Here is a 20,099-nt window from a genome sequence, read left to right as displayed (position 1 = left end):
ATTCTTTTGAAAACCTTATCTTGCTTTTCTTCTCGCAAATTGCGGTGCTGCCTGCTCCTCTGCGGCTTCGGCAGCGAGAACATACTTTTTATAAGCAATCCAATAAAATAATCCTACGAAAACACTTCCTCCGACCGCGTTGCCAAGATAAACCGGGATAAAATTTTTAATGAATTCCCCCCAGCCCATTTCTCCCGCAAAAATGGCCACTGGCAACAAAAACATATTGGCTACCACGTGCTGAAATCCAATCCCGACAAATCCCATGATTGGGAACCAGATAGCGAGGATTTTCCCGCCCATGTCAGATGCCCCGTATGACAGCCAAATCGCCAGGCCGACGAGCCAGTTACATCCGATTGCTGAAAAGAACATTTCCGAAAAACTATGATCTACTTTTGCATGGGCGAAGGCGACTGTTTTCTCAAGATAGACCCCATCATTCAAGAGGCCGGCCAAATGCCCGAATACATAGGCGACAAATAACGCGCCAATCAGGTTGCTGATCGTAATCCACAACCAGTTCTTCGCCAGCCGGTTAAGAGTGACTTTTTTTGCAAAATAAGCAAATGAAACAGCCATCATATTTCCCGTCAGCAGCTCACCACCAGCAAGAACTACAAGTATGAGTCCAAGTGGGAAAACAGCCGCGCCGAGAAACGCGCCAAACGAACCGAGGTCATTCGCCAGTACGGCGGTCACACGAATATCCAGAAGATAACCAAGCGCGATGAACGCGCCTCCCAAAAAACCAAGCAGCAACATCGAGCCTAGCGGCAGGCCCGCCTTATATGTCCCTGCTTCAACTGCAAGCTTTGCCACAGCCTGCGGTTTACGGTAAGCCATATTGCAACCTCCTCCTGATGCAGTGATTCCATGTTGATTGGTGCAGACAGCCGGATGGACTTCTGTAAAATTCCGGCATCCCATATGAGTTGTTTTCCCTGCAAAAGGAGTCGCAAACCGTTTTTTACTCTATTCGAATTGGTTAGTCCCTATCAGTTTTTTTACCGTGAGGCCGTCATGAAATAAAGGAACCAAACCGCATGGTTTTGTTCATCTGCGGCAGCATTCCTGAAAGCTTCCCTCATCTCGCCGGGTCCAGCCGCCAGTGCAATCCTGTGATAAAAATCCACTGTTTCCTGTTCATCATTAAAGGCGAAATCAAGCCCTTCCCTATAGGTCGGCGGGCACGCTTCTGTAATCTGCGCGGTTGGCTGCCTCCCTGTCATCGATGTGTAAAAACGGACAAATTCGCGGTAATGCCTTATCTCGTCTTCACGGATTTCGTTAATCTTGTCACGGATCCGCTGGCTCGGCGCCATCCTCGCGAGCCGCTCATAACACTGGATAGCAGTATACTCTCCGTTAATCGCTTTTGCCAGGTCAGTGATTAACTGGGGCTGCTGCCTATACACGTCTTCCTGATAACCATATGGGTACATACCTATTCCTCCTGTTTATATATTCCTATTAGTTTATGGGCGGAGCGGGAAACCTGTGCATATGGCATGGGTGCACCGCCGCCATAAAAATTTATTCCCTCCATCTTTCGGGCTTGTTTGGCAAAAAAGGCTTCCAACTGGGAAATTTGTTCGGATGGCGCATATTCACACTAGTTTTGATAGCTTTTGTCAGGAAGCAGGAATTTGAAAGATTTTCAGCTAAACTATTCTTGTAACTTTTTTAATTATGTAGTTCCCTGCACTATATTCCATAAAATTTCCGATGAGAGAGGATGCTTGCGCATGAAAGAAGGACAAGTGATAAAAGCCTATACAATTCAGGAAGTATCAAGGAGGATCAATGTTCCCCAAGGGACACTGCGCCAATGGGAGAGGGATTTCAGCGGTTTGGTTGTTATACCAAGGACTAGGCAGGGCTCCCGTTTTTATACCGAAACAGAGATTAGCCTGCTCATGAAAATAAAACAAATGCGAGAAAAAAACCTCGGCAAAGAAATGATCAGGGAATTAATCAAGGAGCATTATAGATTAAGTTCGGAAGCTGCATCCGAATCACTCGCACCCACTCTGAAAGTGATCAGCGACACGGCTCCAGTGGCATCTTCCGACGATCAAACTGTCCCAGGGCCATTAGCTGCCGCTCCGGAACCTTCTTTTGACATGGATGCGTTTTTCAATGCAATGGAAGCTTATAAACAAAATTTCCTTGACGATGTCCGCGAAGAGATACGCGGAACACTAAGGAAAGAATTGATCGAAGAGCTAAAAAAGGAAGTTTCCAAAGGTTCTTTCCATACGGTAAAAAGCCTTTCTGATTCCATCTACAAGTCTAGCGAAAGGACACTCGCTGAGGTAGAGGAACTCGCTTCACAGGTTTCGAGATCTTCGGAACAAGCCTCCGAAACGGCTAGATTCCTTTCGAACAGCATTTCGAATGTTTCAAAAGCCAATTCCGAACAATTCGCAGCCCTCAATAAACGTATGGCTCAATCGGCTGAAAGATCAACCAAGGAAATCAAAGCCCTTGTCAAGTCGATGTCGGACGCCAATATTGTCACAGAAAGTGTTGTAGAGAGCTTTAATGAAACGCTGATTAAGGATCGCGAATTTTACATGGATACGCTTCACATGGAAAGAATGATTCACAGCCAGGAAATGGACAAGCGTGAAGAATTGCTGCAAGAAATCGTCTCAAGCTTCCGGGATACTGCAGCAGCAAAAGAGAAAAAATGGTGGAAACTCTGGGGCGAGTAATTTGGCATAGGATGTTAACAACATTGTTTAAGACATAGGCTTTGTAAAAGATGAATGTTGATTTCAATAGCGTTGATTGGAACGGAGGGGACTGACTCCGGCGGGATGAAGCGGCACGTGGAGACCTCTCGAAAAGCGGAAGCGCCTTGGGCAGCCCCGACAAGCGCTGGAGGGCCAGAAGGGGAAGTCGTTCTTTGACTTCACATTCGGGACCGAAGCGACCTCGAGGGGCTAGGCGCTGTAGCTGGACAAACAGGCGTCTAGGACGCCGAGGAGGCTCCAAAAAGACTGCTCCTGCGCCACAGACTATTCGAGGAAGCGAACCTTCAGCTCGTCGCAAAGCTGCACGAAGCCCATTCATTGTTGTGTCTCATGAAGTTGGTTCAAGTAGATGCTTCGCCCCGCGGAAAGCATGTCCCCGGAGTGGAAATCAACTTCAAGGATAACAGAGACAAAAAATAAAAAATGAATAACGGGGGGAATTATTGATGAATTCAAGCGAGGTTGCAAAGATTCTCGGCGTTTCGACAAGCACAGTTCAACGATGGGTAAAACAGCTTAATTTGCCGATGGAACGAAACGAACGCGGCCACTATACATTTACGGAGGATGATCTCCCTATCCTCGAGAACATCCGCGATCAAATCCAGAACGGCGCCCTCCTCCAGGATATTGCCCCAGTAAAGACCAGTACTATCCGGAAAGGCACTGTCAAGGCTGTGGAAATGAGCCCGGACTTTGAAAAATTGATGATGATGTTTTCTGACCTGGAACGGAAAATCGACAACAAGGCAGATTCAGTCGCCTCTTATCAGCTAATTCAGCACAGAAAGGAAATTGAAGAATTGCAGAATCAGGTGGCGGAGCTTGCCGCCGCGCTTGAAGAGTTCGGGCACCGGGTGCCCAAACCGAAAGAGCTAGCTACCGATCAGCCGGTCCCGCTTGATAATAGTTTAATGCTGCCCGAAAAGCGCAAAAAGAAAAAGAAAGCGTTTGGTGGTTTTTTCGGATTTTAGCTAAAGATTTGAAATTGGAGCGGTTTTTCAAGTGGTTGGCCCTAAATTGAGCTGCTTTGCCTTGGACAGCCGTCGGGTTTCACGCCCCGGTTGTCTTGGGTAAGCAGCTTTTAAATTGGAAGAACCTATTTAAGGAACCATTTGATTTTTGTTAGCGCATCCTTTGTGTTTTGGTACCTGAACGGAAGGTCGAATTTGGTGGTTTGTTTCAGAACGCTTTTTTCGTGGGAAAACACATCAAAACTGCCCTTACCGTGATAGGCCCCAATCCCGCTTTCGCCGACACCGCCAAAAGGCAGATAAGGTGAAGCAAGATGCATCACAGTATCATTGACACATCCTCCTCCGAAAGAAATTTTGCCAAGAAGTTCTTCCTGAACCTCTTTCGCCTCCGTAAAAATGTACATGGCGAGTGGCTTCGGATGTGAATTGACCTCCACGATAACGTCCGATAAATTTTCATACTCAAGTACCGGCAGGATCGGACCGAAAATCTCCTCCTGCATTACGGTGGATTCCCAGCTGATTCCTTCGATGACAGTTGGCTCGATGGCCAGACTGTCCCGGTTTGAGCGCCCTCCAATGACAGTGGAACCTTCACCAAGGAAACCAGACAGTCTGTCAAAATGCCTTTCACTGACAATCCTCGTGAATTCTTGGTTTTCTAGAGGCGCTTCGCCATATAGTTGGATAATCGCCTGCCCGAGCAAATTCAGGAACCTTCCTTTTACTGACTGATGCACAAAAAGGTAGTCGGGCGCGACGCAAGTTTGACCCGCGTTGATGAATTTTCCCCAGGCAATCCGTTTTGCGGCTAGTTCAAGATTGGCATCCTCATGGACGATACAAGGGCTTTTCCCGCCAAGCTCGAGCGTAACCGGTGTCAGGTTTATCGCCGCTGCTTCCATAATGATTCGCCCAACCGCGACACTCCCTGTAAAGAAAATCTTATCGACTTTTTCCTGCAAAAGCCCCTGGCTCGCTTCAGCCCCGCCTTCCACAACCGCGATATATTCTTCGGGGAAAGACTTGCCCACTACTTCGGACAGGAGTCCGGATGTCGCGGGGGTCAGCTCAGATGGTTTCAGAATCGCACAGTTGCCGGCTGCGATTGCGCCAATCAGCGGAGCAAAAGCTAACTGGAACGGGTAATTCCATGGCGAAATAACAAGTGCTACCCCATAAGGCTCGGGATAAATATAGCTGCGGGATCCGGCTAATGAAATCGTTGACTTGACCCGGCGCGGCTTGGCCCACTTTTCCAGATTCTTTTCCGTGAAACGGAGTTCACTTAGCACGATACCGACTTCCGTTAAATATGATTCGAAATCGCTTTTATTTAAGTCCTCTTTCAGTGCTGAAAGGAAATCCTGTTCGTGATCCTGGATGAGTTTCCGGAGCTTTTTAAGGGATTCACGCCGAAATTGGATATCCATCGTATTACCCTTGGCAAAAAAATCTTTCTGTTTGCTTACTAATTCTGCATAGTCGCGCATACCCTCACTCCTTCTATCAGTCGGCAACTCCCTACTTCTCCATACTAATTTTCCAGCCTGAATGTTGCAAGCAAAGGCTACAGGCTTCCTCTTTTGAGAAAATGCACTGAATTGATACAATGATAATAGAGACTTATTGGAAAGAAGTGAAAATCGATGACTATAAACCGGTTAACGAAAAAAGTCCGCTATTCGGTATTGGACCTGTCACCTATTCTTGAAGGCGGTACTGCCGCTGAGTCATTAAATAATACGGCGGACCTTGCCCGCCATGCTGAAAATTGGGGTTACCACCGGTACTGGCTGGCCGAACATCACAACATGCCAGGCATCGCCAGTTCGGCTACCTCCGTCGTCATTGGCCATGTTGCATCGCACACAGATACAATCCGCGTAGGATCTGGCGGCATTATGCTCCCTAATCACTCACCACTTGTGATTGCAGAGCAATTCGGAACACTGGAGTCCTTATTTCCCGGCCGGATTGATCTTGGTCTTGGCAGAGCCCCGGGTACCGACCAGCTAACCGCAGCGGCCCTACGCCGGGATTGGCGGATGAATGCCGATGACTTCCCGAATCAGGTCGATGAGCTCAGGGCTTATTTCGACCCGTCGAGACGTGATGGCGTCATCCATGTACGGGCGGTTCCAGGGGAAGGTTTGGACATCCCCATCTGGCTGCTCGGCTCGAGCGGTTTCAGTGCGCGCCTCGCAGGACAGCTCGGTCTCCCATTTGCCTTCGCCAGCCATTTTGCACCTGAAAACGTAATGGCGGCATTAAAGATTTACAGGCAAAGTTTCCAGCCTTCAAACGTCCTGGAACAGCCATACTGCATGGTTGGCATCAATATCGTTGCATCAGAGACGGCTGAAAAAGCGGAATACCTGGCCACCTCCATGCAGCAGCAATTTCTGTCGCTTCTCAGGAACAAGCCGGGAAAACTCCAGCCCCCTGTCAAAAGCATGGCGCCGATTGCCAGCCCTTATGAATTGACCCTATTGGAAGGAAGGCTCGCTTCCACGTTTGCGGGTACGAAGGAACATGTAAAGGAACTGCTCCACGAATTCCTGACTGAAACGGAAACGGATGAAGTCATCATAAATGCCCAGATATTCGACCATTCGGAACGTCTGAAATCATTTGAGCTTGCAGCTGAAATAATGAAAGAATTGAACGGAGAGAAATAATTCCATTACTGTCGCCGCATTTTAAAAGGACAATTTAAAATGAATGACTGATAGCCCGCCCATTCCGGCGGGTTTTTCCCTTTCATTCGGCAAATACCTACATTATTTACAGGAAATTTACAAAAAACTTGTGAAATAATGAAACTTTTTGGGAATCTTACAGTATACTATTCTAGGTAATTATTATATACACAGGGGGTATATCAACATGAGAATACGTGATTTAAAAAAAGATGGCCTTGCAGCCTTGAAAGGACAATGGGGCATTGCCATATTGATTTCGATCATTTCCTTCGCCATCTATGCAATCGTTCCTATTATTGGTGAAATTATTGGCACGGGGAGTTTTTCAGAATGGCTAGAAACAGAAGAGGCGCCAGCCAGGGCACAGGCGATTTCTTTTTCGCTATCAATTCTCTTGAGCCCGATTCTATATAGCTGCTATTGGGCTTTCCTCGACATGCGAAGAGGGCAAAGAGTATCTGTCGGGAGCCTGTTCAATAAATTCCAAGGTAACTTTTATTTCAAAACAGTCGGCCTCTATCTGTTAACGACCATCTATACAATCTTATGGACTTTGCTTCTAATTGTACCGGGAATCATAAAGGGCATCGCCTATTCCCAGGCCCATTTCATCCTAAGAGATAATCCAGGGATGGTCATCAATGATGCCATCACCGAAAGCCGTAAATTAATGGATGGCTATAAAGGCAAGTATTTCCTGCTGGGACTTAGCTTTATTGGCTGGTCACTCCTGGCAATACTGACTTTCGGAATCGGGTTTATTTGGCTAGTTCCATATTTTTCAGCGACGCTTGCATCATTCTATCAATCCCTGATTGAGCAGAGGAACAATGAAATCATAGAAGCTTAAAACAAAAATCCCTGCCCTATTTGCATAGGAGCAGGGATTTTTCTTATTCTAAATTGAGATTGAAAAGCGCATCCCGCGCCTTTTCCCTCGTCAAATTGTACGATTGCCATTGGCCATGCGCAGTCGCTTCCACTTCCATTTTCCTGTCTTTCAACAAGTTTTTCAGCCCGGCCATTTCAGGCTTTTCTTTATATAATTCGCTCAAGGCGAGGACCCCTGTATCCGACATATAGGCAAGATAATCCAGATCGATTTTGCCTGTCAGCTCGTATCTGTCCATATTCCTGTCGGCAACAATTTGTTCAAGGTTAATGATGTTGATGGCAGTATAATAAACAAGCGCTGCAATGAAATAAAAATGGAACAGCGACAAACGGGTGAGCCAGATCTTTGCCAGTGTGTAACAGAATATGACAAGCAGGAAAATCATGAACGAATGGATGAGCACCCTTAGGAAGGTAAATCCGTATGCTTCTTCATACATCAGCAGCCTCATGAATGCCGAGCAAAGAATGATGCCGCTTGCCAAGACAAGGATGGAAAGCGCGCCTTGTATTAGCCTATTCATTAATCCTGCCGCACTTTTTGCAAAAGAAAGAACGAAAACCGTCACCGAAAGATTGATGACTGACACGAAAACTAGTTCAAAGAAACCGCGTCTGGCGTACTCTGCGTAAGTAAACCCGCCACTCAGTGATCCGCTGAAGAAATACGTGAATTGGACAGCAACGAACAATAGATAGACAGCGTCAAGCAGAAACAGGACAGTCAGTAAAATGACAGGGTCGATTCCCTTCCATGCTCCCTTTTCTCCCGTTTGTTTGATTTCAAGCCTTTTCTTCAGATGAACTTGAAGGAAACCAAAGAAAGCAAAGGTGGATAAAAGCGAAAATATAATCCTGAAGACTGTTTCGCCGCTAATATTGAACCAGGCCGGAAAACCGGAGACAATTCTTTCAAATTCCGTATCCGCGGACATAAGAAGTTTAAGTACAATGGTAAGAACAGGGATTGAAATACCGACGCCAATAAGAACCCTTTTGATAACAGACGCATTTTTAATATTTGTCCGATGCTGCGCAAGCCGGGCTGTAAACCTTGCAAACGCGGCATTATATGCGATGCTGTCCCCTATCCTTTTGAAAATATAAACGATGAATACCGGTTTCGCCCACTCAGCCTGTTTCGGACCGGTAATTAAAGAAATATGAAAAATGACAAGTGAGGGAATCAAAAGAAAATTCAGCCCCTGGAAAAATTCCATATCGTACAAAAAGTAGCTTGCCGCCAGAAGCCACACTGCTCCAAGGACAAGCCAGCCAAGCCGCTGATGCCTGAATGGAAAACCACGAAACCTCCAGAAAAAAACCGAATAAAATGCTGCGATAAAAAGAAAATACGAAATCCCTATCTGTGATCTTGTCAGTGATTCTTCAGCCAAAATCCCAAGTCCAAGACATAACAGTAAAAATAGCCAGTCTTCTTTCCTCATTCTTAGTTCCATACATTCGTCCTCCAAGTATATAGGTTATCTTTATATATAGTTATTCTATGTATGTGTGTAAAAAAAAGCCTAGACTGAAGACTTTTTCCCCCACTGATACGCAAACAAGCATATAGGATAGAGAAGCGCTGTGAGAATAATGCATACAGCGATAAACGTTTTTGTTAAAAGCGGATAAAACCATTCGTACGGGATGATTCCCGTTAAAGTCAGCACCATTAAAGTCAAATTGGGGATTAGTGCCGCAAGGAAGGTCTTCCTAACAAGCCCACGGCCATTGCTGCCAAAACTGCGCCCAATTTCATAACCTAGCAGTGCCCAGAAAAATATGTATACAAACGCGATAATGAACGGTATCGATGTCAGATAGCGCCAGACAAAGCTGAGCCATTCCCACTCGAACACGTTGTGCGCTGCCGTTAATGCACTGCCCGCCGCAAATAGCAGGATATTCAGCAGGATAAACAACCATTTCATATTGCTCGGCGTTACAGTAAGTTCCTCTTTCCACATGTCAGCGATTTCTTTCGGAGTGCCAAGCCTGGCATAAAGTGCCTCACGGGCCTCCTCTTCACCAAGTGAAAAAGAGTCTACGAGCATCTCATCAAGATGTTCCTCATAATCCCGAAGGATGGACTCCTTTTCAGCAAAAGTGCCAAGCCTCCGGTCCAACTCTTTCAAAAAATCATTCTTCAGCCGTTCCATGATCCGATCTCCCTATCACTCTGTTCATAACCTGAACAAAGTCCTGCCATTCACGGGTTTTTTCTTTCAGCAACTCCTTGCCTTCAGCAGTTATCCGGTAATACTTCCTTGCCGGGCCTTTCTCCTGCTCCTGCCAATAGAATTCAATATATCCCTGCTTTTCCAGCTTGTGAAGCGCAGGATACAAGGTACCTTCCTTGACGGTGAAGCCATTTCCGCTCCTGGCCTCAAGTTCCTTGACTAGTTCATAGCCGTACATATCCCGGATATCAAGCAGTTGAAGCATAAGAAGAGACGTGCTCCCTTTCACGAGCTCACGATTGAACAATTTCATCACCTACCAAGAAATATTATGTATATAGAAATACTACAACGTTTTAGTTTTGTTGTAAAGCTGGATAATGAACTATTTATTCTTTTCGTGGATCCAGGAGTGTCTTTCGTAAAAATATATACCAGATACTATATCCTATGCTTCCGCCTATCGTATTCAGAATGAGATCGTCCACATCGAAGGCGCCGACACGAAAAATAAATTGAGCGATTTCAACGGTTAGGGAGAGAAGGAAGGTCCATCCGGCCGCAAGTCCGGTCGATTTTACTTTTGCAAAAAGGAACGGCAGGAAAAATCCAAACGGCAAGAATGCCAGTATATTGCCGAAAAATTCATCTGTCACCATTGATAAACCTGGTTGAAAAGAATAATGAAAATAGCGATTGATCGTTTTAAAGGGAATTAAATTGTAATCTACAATGCCTTGTACGCCGTTTCGATAAGCTGAGAAAAACAGGAGATAAAATAAAAGAGCTAAGTAAAGAATGAAAACGAGAAAGGCTAATGGCTTGATTCTTTTTAACAACACACGTATACACCCCAATTATAAACAACATGATAACAACAAATTAAGCTCAAATGAAAGTATGCTATTAAGTAATAGCGATTGCTAGCTCTTTGTTAGCAGTTGCTAAACGTCTGTAGGTCGCTTTCAAAGTACCTTGATAGGTTCGTATCCTTTGTAAACGGCAAAAAACCTTCGCCTTTCGGGCAGAAGGTTTCTCCGTGCTATTTCATATATTTGATAGTATCTAGTGCCTGAGACAGTGATGGAAGGATACTGACTTCCTCGAACTTGAGTCCGAGCTGGACGGCTGTTTGGGCGATTTCAGGCCGTATACCGGAAAGGGTCGTCCTCACGCCGATCAGCTTCAGTGCTTTAATCAAGTTAAAGATTTCATTAGCGACCATCGTATCCATTATGGCCACTCCCGATAAATCGATGCACAGACTCGAGATGTCTTGTTGGACACATTGCTCGAGCGTATTTTCAAGGATGATTTTCGCCCTGGCTGTGTCTATGTCCCCTATCAGCGGAAGAAGCGCGGAGGTGCCCTGGAGCTTGATCACCGGGGAACTCAGTTCATTGATCAAATCTTTTTGCGAAAGCAGGCGGCGCATCGTATTTTTATGATAAGCTTCCACAAAGATGGCAATGGATAGGTTAAAAGCATCCATGGTCGTCTCATACCAGGACAACGCCTGCTTGCAGCTGACCCTATCTTCATTTTGATCAATGAATTTATTAATATATTTTAGGGCTACCTTTTGGCTGTTTATGTATTCACGAATCACATAATGTAACGGTGTGTCCAAGTGTTTGGCATCTTCAGCAAGATCATGTGACCATTTGCGGAACTCCCCTTGAAGATGGGTTTCTCCTTCAGTAAAAAGCCTATAAAAATGAAGGAAATATTCCTGGTTTTGTTTTTTTAATTCTTCAATAATATCTGGATTTGTAGTTGAATAAACAGAAGAAGGATCCTTATCATCAACCATTGCGTACCAGTCTTCTGAAAGCTGCCACGTCTGGCTCATGAAAAAATCATATAATTCCTGATTCAATGTCATATTGTTCCCCCATTTTTACCCATTATCAATTTATTGTAGCGGAATTTTGAACGAAAGCAAAATAATACCCCTAATCAGATACCCGTTTCTTCATTTTTTAATCAAAAAGAAAAAGCCTATTGGATCAGGCTTTTTCGTTCAATCATTTGTAATGAGGTTGATGGAGGCAGCTATTCTGTCCCCTCAGTCTAGAAGCCGACAAAATATTCATTTTGCCAATTCGGTTGCCCGTGCTGTTTTGGCAGAAGGCTGTCATGCTTGGCATGGACCCATCCTTCCTCATCAAGGATCATCATTTCCTCATCCTCTTGACGTTCTTCAATCGAGTAGGCCGCAATTTCGGCCATGAGCGGCGGATATGGGCTTCTTCTCATATGGCAGGCGAGATTCTTTAAGACTTGGGAGTAATCCATATCCCGGCATACAGCAAACCAGTCTTCAACGGTTTCGTTTTTTACCGTGAAATCAGGATAGACAGATTCGATTAGAACCAGAATTTTTATCAGTTCTTGCTTCTCCATCCACTATTACCTCCCATTTGCTTTATGATAATCAGCGATATATTGCCTCAGTCCCCTTGCTCAACGGAATAAGGATTTTTACCAATATTCAACCTAGCCTCGTCAGTAAGAATAACCGGCTGGTCTGCCAATTGTCCATCTGCATTTCCCTCCGAATGCATACTGCCGTCAAAATGAAGTGGTTTGTTTTCCATGCGAGTCCCTCCTTTTTCACTTACTTTTCCTTAATGGCAAAGTTTTCATACATTGAAAGGAGTGTATTTATTTCTAAAATTTCTTACTATTCAGTATAATTTATTGTTTAAGGATTTTCCAGTGTTGGACGGGGATTTATTCATCCCTTCAAAAAAGAGGCTGCCGAATAGTATCTTTATCCGGCAGCCTTGCTTTAACAATTAAAATAATTACTGAAATGACCGTATCCCTACTCAGCTGACTGGACTGAATTTTTCACTCGGGTAAATCCATGGTATCTTGTTCCCTGAAAAGTCAATTCACCATGATCGCCTTCTGCCAGCTGGCCATATTCATAGCCATTTACCTGGAATTCCATCCGGTCGCCGCTTTCCACCTCGAATGTCGTATAATAATGCGTGCTGGCCGAATGGTCATTGGCTCCGCCGCTTACACGGGTACGTTTTGAGACCACTTTTGCCATCACTGTCAGCTTTGGCTGCTGATTATTATTCGACCATTCTGTTATCCCCTTCCCAATTGCAAAAAGGAAGATACCAATGAAAACAACGAAAAAGATAGGCACAATAACCGACATGGCATCAAACATCTCGAAACCCGTATCCATCTACCCCACTCCCTCTCTTTCCTAATCCTTTTTCTTCAATAGTTCATCCCTGTAATGGACGGCAGAAAGAAGCTTCGCCCCTCGCAGCCTGCCAATCTGCTCATCAAGCATCTTCAGCGCCTCAACCTTTCCCCCTGCACGGACGGCCTCTTCGACCTCTAGCCACTTCCGATAATCAGAATCCCTTACGTTATTTTTATATGTGTTATATGCTTCCAAATTACCTTCTTCGCAGCTGACTGCGGCAAGATAATAATTTTTGAAAAGACTTTCTTTCATCTTTTCCAGAATCGGCTTTGCCTCTGTATGCCTCTTCTGATGGATGAAGAGCATGACATTCGCCATATCTTTCATTTTCCCATTTCGCATATTGCCGGTAATCATGGAGGCTTCCTCATAGTCCCCAGTTAAAAACCGGTAAAGAAATTTATAATAGGCATTCCGGGACTTTTTTAAATAATTCTTCATTTTCTCCGTATCCTTGCTCCAAATGATCGGGATGACGAAAGGAGTGGAAACGATAATATAAATTGCAATAATCGCAAATGTCACAATGGGCGAAACATCCAACAGGCCCAGTGTTAAAGCGATGAAAAATAATGATATGTACCAAAACAACATTGACAAGACCCTCCCAGTATCGTAAGCCTTTTCAGGCGGCTTATTAAAATAACTTTACCATACGGAAAATGGAAGGTATATCTATTTTCTGATTTTTTGAACAGATAATAATCGCTCAATGAAATTGTCGATTCAGGCAGCCAAATCGGCTATCTCTTGTCGGATGGTGTTTTTTTCGCTATTATTTAGACTTAGGCAAAAGAAATACAGCTAGAATTGGAGTTAAGGATATGATAATTTGGAATTTATTCGTCGCGCTCATTCTTGGTATTGTCGAAGGACTGACTGAATTCGCGCCTGTTTCTTCAACTGGACACATGATCATCGTTGATGATTTACTGCTTCACTCGAAAGAACTTTTCTCCCCCCAGGTAGCAAACACGTTTAAAGTAGTCATCCAGCTAGGTTCCATCCTAGCGGTTGTGATTGTATTTAAAGACAGAATCCTTGGCCTGCTCGGACTCGCGAAGAAAAAAGCAGACGAGGAAACTGGCGAATCGCTGAGCCTTCTGAAAATATTCGTCGGCCTCCTCCCAGCCGGGATCACCGGGGTGCTGTTCGAGGATTATATTGATGAGCATCTATTCTCTGTCAAAACCGTTGTTGTCGGCCTTGTGCTTGGCGCAATTCTTATGATCATTGCCGACTTTGTCCGTCCGAAAAAGCCGAAAGCAGAAACAGTCGACCAGGTCGGCTACAAGCAGGCATTCGGCATTGGACTCTTCCAATGCCTCGGGCTGTGGCCGGGCTTTTCCCGCTCGGGATCAACCATCGCCGGCGGCGTCCTGCTCGGAATGAGCCACCGTGCCGCATCGGATTTCACCTTCATCATGGCTGTGCCAATCATGATGGGAGCGAGCGGGATCTCCCTTTTGAAAAACTGGGAATACTTCAGCATGGACGCGCTGCCATTCTTTATCGTCGGCTTCCTTGCGGCATTTGTTTTCGCTTTGATCTCCATCCGCTTTTTCTTGAAGCTGATCAATCGAATCAAGCTTGTCCCGTTCGCCATCTACAGAATCGTCATTGCCATCCTGATTTATGTACTATACTTTTAATCCTTCCAATTAATGAATGCAACGATAAGTAAGAGCAACCTTGACGGGTTGCTCTATTCTTTGTGGCATTTAAAGTTGAGTGTTGATTTAACTGCGGGATTAGCGATTGTCTTTTCACGTTGATGCCAGGTGTTAGGACAGATTCCCCATTATTTCATAGTGCTCTGTCCCAACGTGCCCCGTCTTGGGACAGGTTCCCCATTATTTCGTTGCGATCTGTCCCAACGTGCCCTGTCTTGGGACAGCTTCCCCATTATTTCATTGCGATCTGTCCCAACGTGTCCCGTCTTGGGACAGCTTCCCCATTATTTCGTTGCAATCTGTCCCAACATGCCCTGTCTTGGGACAGAATCCCCATTATTTCGTTGCAATCTGTCCCAACGTCCCCCGTCTTGGGACAGCTTCCCCATTATTTCGTTGCAATCTGTCCCAACATGCCCTGTCTTGGGACAGCTTCCCCATTATTTCGCTGCAATCTGTCCCAACGTGCCTTGTCTTGGGATAGCTTCTAAAAATCCAATCAAACCAAAGCGGCAACGTATGCCTCAACAAAAGCGCGTCGAAAATCCAGATTAAATCCTTGTGTTACTTTTGCAAAAATCAGAAAAGGATTGGACGTCTACCCTCCTTTGTGTATACTTAATAGCATGTAAAAAAGGAGTGTTTGTAAATGAAAGTAGCATATTTGGGGCCACATGGAAGTTTTTCCGAGGAAGCTGCCTATAAAACATTCAAGAATGGCGAGGCAAATTGGCAGCTTTGTGATTCGATTCTTGAAGTTCTTGAGGCGGTTGGCGATCGGAAGGTTGAAAAAGGCATTGTGCCAATTGAAAACTCAATCGAAGGAACCATTAATATCACCGCGGACGGCCTTTTAGCCAACAATTTGTTTATTGAAAATGAGGTCATTTTTCCAGTCACGCTCAATCTGCTCGTTAATGAAGGAGCCGACATAAATGATATCCGCGAGGTCTGGTCCATTTCGCCAGCCCTTGCCCAATGTAAGGACTACATAAAGGAATCCCGTTTGAAAACGAAGGAATTCGACAGTACCTCTTCAGCGGCCAGGGCATTAAAGGAACAGGGCCGTATGGACGCAGGAGCGATTGCATCAAGCGCCGCAGCCAGTCTTTTCGGTCTTGAGGTTGCAAACAGTTCAGTCCAGGATAACGGTGAAAACCATACTCGATTTCTCGTTGTCGGGAAAAGGAGCTCTGAGTTCCTGCCTTTCCACAAGCGTGATAAGATCATGCTCCTGATTGCCCCAGCACTGGACCAGTCGGGCGTTCTGTCCTCAATCCTTAACGTTTTCTCGGCGCTGAACATCAACCTGACCTGGATTGAATCACGGCCAACGAAAAAGCGCCTTGGCACCTATCATTTCTTCCTTGAAGCGGAAACAGGCCAGGATCAGGAAAGAACAACGAAAGCACTGAAAATATTGAGGGCATTCGGCCATGAAGTGCAAGTATTGGGCAGCTACAATACTGTAAGGCTATGAGGCCAACTCAGTTTTCGTAAGGAATTTTAGCTGAATGAACGGTTACCTAACTAGTTTAAAAACTTCCAAACATGGTTACATCAATAAGGATAATACTGTTTGGAGAGGATTTTAATGGAAACCATTTTAATAGAAAAAGAAATAAGCGGCTATATCGGCCGGCTTTTGAGGGAGAGCTTTGGCCGCGGGCCGAAAGCGGTATATTCCACATACTCGGACCCTTTTATTGTCGTGCATATTACCGGCTTTATGTCCCCCGTAGAAAAATCACTGATAGACTGCCAGCAAACCCTCTACGTGGAAAAAACCCGTGACGTCATTATGGATGGGTTAATGGATGAAGTGAAAGCGTTTCTGGAAATTACACTGGAAAGGAAAGTCGATGATTTTTACTATGACTGGAACCTCGAGGAACAGTCAGGAGCGTTTATCATTACCCTTTCGCCTGAAGCCCCAGAGGCATTAACGGGCGGATATGCTGGGAAAACCCATGTGCATCATGAAATGGCTGAAGTAAGTATCGAAGCCCAAAAAATGCCCGAAGAAATCGATTCATCCATCTTAAGCAGGCGCGTGCTTCTGTTGATAAGAAAAGGCATCCTTGTTCAAATTGAAAAAGAATTGATCCATCTAGGCTTTGAAGAAACCTTGACTTTAGCAAAAAGAAGACTGGAGAAAAGAAAGCTAAAAGAACATCAGGGAAACTTTGAAAAGCACCTACAGAAAAACATAGCAGAAGTATTTGTCGACTGGAACTTCGATAAAGATTTGAGCTACTCTGTATTTATTTTTAAACCTGAATAATAAGTTTGAAATTAATGATTACACCAATTGTTTCAAAACTGGTTGATTGGAGCTCAGGCATGTAGACTCCTGCGGGATAGAGCAGCAAGGGGAGACCCCGCAGGAGCAACGCGACGAGGAGGCTCCACTGATGCCCCGCGGAAAGCGAAATGCCCGGAGCGGAAAACTGGTTGATTGGAGCTCAGGCATGTAGACTCCTGCGGGATAGAGCAGCAAGGGGAGACCCCGCAGGAGCAACGCGACGAGGAGGCTCCACTGATGCCCCGCGGAAAGCGAAATGCCCGGAGCGGAAATCAACCACTCATTTCCAGGCGGAAAACCTTAATGGTATTTTGCCCCAGGCTATTGATTGCCTCCTTAGGCAATGCTACAATAATAGGTGAATATCATTTGATTAATCAACCATTTACCTAATTTAAATCTGATAGCAATGAATGGACACGCGCCAGACATAAGTCAGAAATGAGGGAATGTTATTTCCCCGTTTCTGGCTTTTTTTATTGTGAATCAGTTGGGGATTAAATACGTTTAGAAAGGTCGGAAACCATTGATGAGAGAGAGAAATGAAAAGCTCGGGGATATGAGCGTTGCTGAGTACATCGATACACTAATAAAGGAAAAACTCGAGGAGACGCTGCAAGAAAAACAACTTCAGACGCTCAAGAAAAAGGAATTGGAGACCTATCTCGAATCGCTCGGAAAGACAAACGACTACCCTTACAAAAAAGCGGCCAGCCCCTTCAAGACAACCTATCTGTTCAACTATGACAGACAAAAATTCCAAGTGGAAATTTTTTACCGTTACACGAATTTTTATACAAGACATCACGTTAGTTGTATAGCCGAAGAATCGGGAAATAATTGAAGAAAAGCTCTTGGTTGGTTTCCTTTTCGCGTTTTAATGGTATAATGAAACCAAGAAATCGCATAATCTAAAAAAGACCGGCCATGTTCGCAGCATGCCCGGCCAACACAATAGAACGGTCCCTTTAAGGGGGTCAGCTATTGGATGAACACAATAATCCACCAGAGCCGTCAACTCAAGGGTGGATTATTTTTTTTGGTTAAATGACAGAATGCTTACGATTAAACCCGTGAAGGCGATTGCAAACATTAATGATTCGAACACTGTCATACGGCACCACCCCCTTTGCTGCGGGAGTGAGCCGACCACCCTTGAGAAACCAATTCTATTGTTGTTCCATTATACCATTTCCATGGCAAGAAAAGCGCAAACGCCTGTTCAGCGCCGTATGGACTGGAGGGCCCCGATGGAGATAAAGGAAACACGATAAGCGTTAGCGAATCGATGTTGACTTATCGTAGCGAGGGGACCGAAGTACACTAGGCGCTAGGCGCTGGAGCTAGACAAATTTTATACATTCTTATCTTTTGAAAAAGGCGACGGATTCCCCCGCCGCCCATCATTTAAACCAGCCTTTTTCCTTCGAATGCGTAATCGCTTCAATCCGGTTTTTCACTTGAAGCTTATCAAGAATCGTCGAAATATAATTGCGCACGGTCCCAGCCGACAGCGTCAGCTCGCTTGCGATTTCCTTCGTGTTCTTCCCATCCGCAATCAGGCTAAGCACATCCATTTCCCTCTCAGTGAGCGGATTATCCTCACTGTACAAATCATCCATCAGTTCAGGCGCATAAATCCGCTTACCTGCCACCACATTCCGGATCGAGCCTGCAAGCTCCTCACTTGGGCCATCCTTAAGCAAATAAGCGCTGACCCCCGCCTTTAACGCCCTCTTGAAATAGCCTGGCCGTGCGAAAGTCGTCAGAATAATGATTTTGCAGCTGGAATCCTTCAGCTCCTCGGCAGCCTCCAGCCCGCTTTTTCCAGGCATTTCGATATCCATAATACACACATCAGGTGAAAGCGAACGGACAAGATTGACAGCCTCCTCCCCGTTCGCCGCCATCCCGACCACTTCCATATCATCCTCCAGATTCAGCAGCGACCCGAACGCCCCAAGCAGCATCCTCTGATCCTCAGCAATCACAACCCTAATCATCTCACACCCTCCTTCTCCAAATGCTTCACCACAGTCGGAACACGAATCAACAGCTCAGTTCCCCCGTTGCAACTAATATCCAGCGTCCCATTCACAAACTCAAGCCTCTCCCTCATCCCCGAAAGACCACTTCCTTTTGCAAAATGAACCTTGTCTACCTGCCCGACTCCATTATCTTTTACAATCAGTGATATTTCCCTGTCATTGTGTGCAAGGATCACTTCACAGCCTGTCGCACTGCTATGGCGGACCACATTCGTAATCGCTTCTTTCAGGCACATGCTCAAAATATTTTCCACCAGGAGGGGCACATTTTGCAGCGACCAATCCTCGCTTCCTTTAAATTCAATCTGTGCAGCATCAAGGAGCTCCTTTACCCTGACAATTTCCTCGTTCAGACGAATGCCGCGCATTTGCGCAACCATTTTCCTCACTTCGTTCAAGGCTGTCCTGGCTGTTTGCTGGACATCCTTCAGCTCCTCGGCCGCCCGGTCAGGGTCTTTGGAAATCAGCCTTCTGGCCAGATCGCTCTTCAAGCCAATCAGTGATAGCTTTTGGCCGAGGGTATCATGGAGGTCACGGGCAATCCGCTGCCTTTCCTCAATCTTTATCAGTTCTTCAATTTTCTTGTTTGCATCTTCAAGCTTTTCCTCGAGCTTCCCTCTTTCAGTCCTGTGGCGCAGGCTGAAAGGCAGCAGGATCAGACTCAGCAAGACAATCACGACAAGCGGCAGCTGCTTCAGGAAAAAATCATCCTGAAGGATAATTCTTAGATTGATTGCGATAACCATACCAGCGAGATGGATCGAATAAAGAACGTAAAAAGCGATTTTATTTTTTATATTTCCTATAAAGTAAGCAATAAAGAAAGCGAAATATACATAGCTGAACAAGGTCGTCAGCGTAATGGAAATGCCGATTAGCAGGACTGTCCATAAATAAACCGTCCATCCCTTCGAAAGGTAAGCCAATCGGTAAAAACCGAAGAATGCCAGCGTCAAGACGATGCCAGCCATCACTTTCACGGTAGAAGAAGAAAGATAAATGAAATAAAACGGCAGAATTCCGAGAATCGTCCATATGTACGGAGATATTCCTGTCCGTCCAAGGAGTGTCCAATATTTTTTAAACATGAATCAGCCTCTTTTGTCTATTATTTCTGACTTAATTTTACCATATAGCCATCCATTAGCCACTTTAATGCAGTAATAGAACAAAAAGCGCAAGCGCCTTGGTCAGCCCCGACCAGCATAAGACGGAGCCCGGAGGACGGGCCTGCCCTCCGGAGGGATATGGCTTATGACCTCGAGGGGCTAGGCGCTGAAGCTGGATTCAAATAACTTGTCCCGAGTTATGCAC

Annotated in this window: 22 protein-coding genes; 8 read left to right on the top strand and 14 right to left on the bottom strand. The window is 45.3% G+C overall.

The genetic code is table 11. The features are described from left to right. Positions 1–15: 15 nt before the first annotated feature. Positions 16–846 (bottom strand): formate/nitrite transporter family protein, encoded by an 831-nt coding sequence (locus tag BN1002_RS10305; protein WP_048824949.1) that lies wholly within the window; start codon positions 844–846, stop codon positions 16–18. 161 nt (positions 847–1,007) lie between these two features. Further along, positions 1,008–1,445 carry a ferritin family protein gene (locus tag BN1002_RS10300; protein ID WP_048824948.1) on the bottom strand — a complete coding sequence of 146 codons (438 nt, stop codon included), beginning with the start codon at positions 1,443–1,445 and terminating at the stop codon, positions 1,008–1,010. 303 nt (positions 1,446–1,748) lie between these two features. Here BN1002_RS10300 and BN1002_RS10295 point away from each other — a divergent pair, with 303 nt between their 5' ends. Then, positions 1,749–2,720, top strand: coding sequence for a MerR family transcriptional regulator (locus BN1002_RS10295; protein WP_048824947.1), 972 nt, complete (start codon positions 1,749–1,751; stop codon positions 2,718–2,720). Positions 2,721–3,208: 488 nt separating this feature from the next. Further along, on the top strand, positions 3,209–3,736 hold the full coding sequence (locus tag BN1002_RS10290; protein WP_048824946.1) for a MerR family transcriptional regulator: 528 nt from the start codon (positions 3,209–3,211) through the stop codon (positions 3,734–3,736). 125 nt (positions 3,737–3,861) lie between these two features. Here the strand turns inward: BN1002_RS10290 and BN1002_RS10285 are convergent, their stop codons facing one another. After that, positions 3,862–5,232, bottom strand: coding sequence for an aldehyde dehydrogenase (locus BN1002_RS10285; RefSeq protein ID WP_048824945.1), 1,371 nt, complete (start codon positions 5,230–5,232; stop codon positions 3,862–3,864). 156 nt (positions 5,233–5,388) lie between these two features. On the opposite strand from BN1002_RS10285, the gene BN1002_RS10280 reads away from it, so the two are divergent. Together BN1002_RS10280 and BN1002_RS10275 are read left to right on the top strand one after the other, a co-directional pair. Then, positions 5,389–6,420: an LLM class flavin-dependent oxidoreductase gene (locus BN1002_RS10280; RefSeq protein WP_048824944.1), complete on the top strand. Its 1,032-nt coding sequence runs from the start codon at positions 5,389–5,391 to the stop codon at positions 6,418–6,420. A 208-nt stretch (positions 6,421–6,628) separates the two neighbouring features. Then, positions 6,629–7,294 (top strand): DUF975 family protein, encoded by a 666-nt coding sequence (locus BN1002_RS10275; protein WP_048824943.1) that lies wholly within the window; start codon positions 6,629–6,631, stop codon positions 7,292–7,294. A gap of 43 nt (positions 7,295–7,337) precedes the next feature. On the opposite strand, the gene BN1002_RS10270 is transcribed toward BN1002_RS10275, so the two are convergent. From BN1002_RS10270 to BN1002_RS10235, 9 genes are all read right to left on the bottom strand, one after another. Beyond that, entirely contained in the window at positions 7,338–8,798 is a 1,461-nt protein-coding gene (locus BN1002_RS10270; RefSeq protein WP_048824942.1) for a DUF4153 domain-containing protein, read from the bottom strand. Between the two features lie 69 nt (positions 8,799–8,867). After that, the gene (locus BN1002_RS10265) at positions 8,868–9,503 is read right to left on the bottom strand and encodes an HAAS signaling domain-containing protein (RefSeq protein ID WP_048824941.1); all 636 of its coding nucleotides are present in this window, start codon (positions 9,501–9,503) and stop codon (positions 8,868–8,870) included. Continuing rightward, a complete protein-coding gene (locus BN1002_RS10260; RefSeq protein ID WP_048824940.1) occupies positions 9,484–9,831 on the bottom strand; it encodes a PadR family transcriptional regulator in 348 nt (115 codons plus the stop codon). The genes BN1002_RS10265 and BN1002_RS10260 overlap by 20 nt, the downstream gene beginning before the upstream one ends. 82 nt (positions 9,832–9,913) lie before the next feature. Continuing rightward, positions 9,914–10,366, bottom strand: coding sequence for a VanZ family protein (locus BN1002_RS10255; protein WP_048824939.1), 453 nt, complete (start codon positions 10,364–10,366; stop codon positions 9,914–9,916). Between the two features lie 200 nt (positions 10,367–10,566). Then, positions 10,567–11,409 carry an STAS domain-containing protein gene (locus BN1002_RS10250; RefSeq protein ID WP_048824938.1) on the bottom strand — a complete coding sequence of 281 codons (843 nt, stop codon included), beginning with the start codon at positions 11,407–11,409 and terminating at the stop codon, positions 10,567–10,569. Positions 11,410–11,597: 188 nt separating this feature from the next. Further along, the gene (locus BN1002_RS10245) at positions 11,598–11,930 is read right to left on the bottom strand and encodes a replicative helicase loader/inhibitor (RefSeq protein ID WP_048824937.1); all 333 of its coding nucleotides are present in this window, start codon (positions 11,928–11,930) and stop codon (positions 11,598–11,600) included. A gap of 47 nt (positions 11,931–11,977) precedes the next feature. Beyond that, positions 11,978–12,124: a hypothetical protein gene (locus BN1002_RS23705; RefSeq protein WP_156129710.1), complete on the bottom strand. Its 147-nt coding sequence runs from the start codon at positions 12,122–12,124 to the stop codon at positions 11,978–11,980. Positions 12,125–12,354: 230 nt separating this feature from the next. Beyond that, positions 12,355–12,732 (bottom strand): DUF2500 domain-containing protein, encoded by a 378-nt coding sequence (locus BN1002_RS10240; RefSeq protein ID WP_048824936.1) that lies wholly within the window; start codon positions 12,730–12,732, stop codon positions 12,355–12,357. 21 nt (positions 12,733–12,753) lie between these two features. Continuing rightward, positions 12,754–13,353, bottom strand: a complete 600-nt coding sequence (locus tag BN1002_RS10235) for a hypothetical protein (protein ID WP_048824935.1) — start codon at positions 13,351–13,353, stop codon at positions 12,754–12,756. 230 nt (positions 13,354–13,583) lie between these two features. Between BN1002_RS10235 and BN1002_RS10230 the strand changes: the two genes are divergently transcribed. From BN1002_RS10230 to BN1002_RS10210, 4 genes are all read left to right on the top strand, one after another. Continuing rightward, on the top strand, positions 13,584–14,411 hold the full coding sequence (locus BN1002_RS10230) for an undecaprenyl-diphosphate phosphatase (protein WP_048824934.1): 828 nt from the start codon (positions 13,584–13,586) through the stop codon (positions 14,409–14,411). A 670-nt stretch (positions 14,412–15,081) separates the two neighbouring features. After that, positions 15,082–15,912: a prephenate dehydratase gene (pheA, locus tag BN1002_RS10225; RefSeq protein WP_048824933.1), complete on the top strand. Its 831-nt coding sequence runs from the start codon at positions 15,082–15,084 to the stop codon at positions 15,910–15,912. 114 nt (positions 15,913–16,026) lie between these two features. Further along, positions 16,027–16,716 (top strand): Na-translocating system protein MpsC family protein, encoded by a 690-nt coding sequence (locus tag BN1002_RS10220; RefSeq protein WP_048824932.1) that lies wholly within the window; start codon positions 16,027–16,029, stop codon positions 16,714–16,716. 547 nt (positions 16,717–17,263) lie between these two features. After that, the gene (locus tag BN1002_RS10210) at positions 17,264–17,581 is read left to right on the top strand and encodes a hypothetical protein (protein ID WP_231575019.1); all 318 of its coding nucleotides are present in this window, start codon (positions 17,264–17,266) and stop codon (positions 17,579–17,581) included. A gap of 559 nt (positions 17,582–18,140) precedes the next feature. Here BN1002_RS10210 and BN1002_RS10205 read toward each other — a convergent pair. Together BN1002_RS10205 and BN1002_RS10200 are read right to left on the bottom strand one after the other, a co-directional pair. Next, positions 18,141–18,740, bottom strand: coding sequence for a response regulator transcription factor (locus tag BN1002_RS10205; RefSeq protein WP_048824929.1), 600 nt, complete (start codon positions 18,738–18,740; stop codon positions 18,141–18,143). Further along, complete coding sequence (locus tag BN1002_RS10200; protein WP_048824928.1) at positions 18,737–19,873, bottom strand: sensor histidine kinase; 1,137 nt, start codon at positions 19,871–19,873, stop codon at positions 18,737–18,739. The genes BN1002_RS10205 and BN1002_RS10200 overlap by 4 nt, the downstream gene beginning before the upstream one ends. Positions 19,874–20,099: the final 226 nt, after the last annotated feature.

Origin of the sequence: Bacillus sp. B-jedd (assembly GCF_000821085.1) — a bacterium.
Lineage (GTDB): Bacteria > Bacillota > Bacilli > Bacillales > Cytobacillaceae > Bacillus_D.
This window is presented reverse-complemented; position numbering and strand designations above follow the sequence as displayed.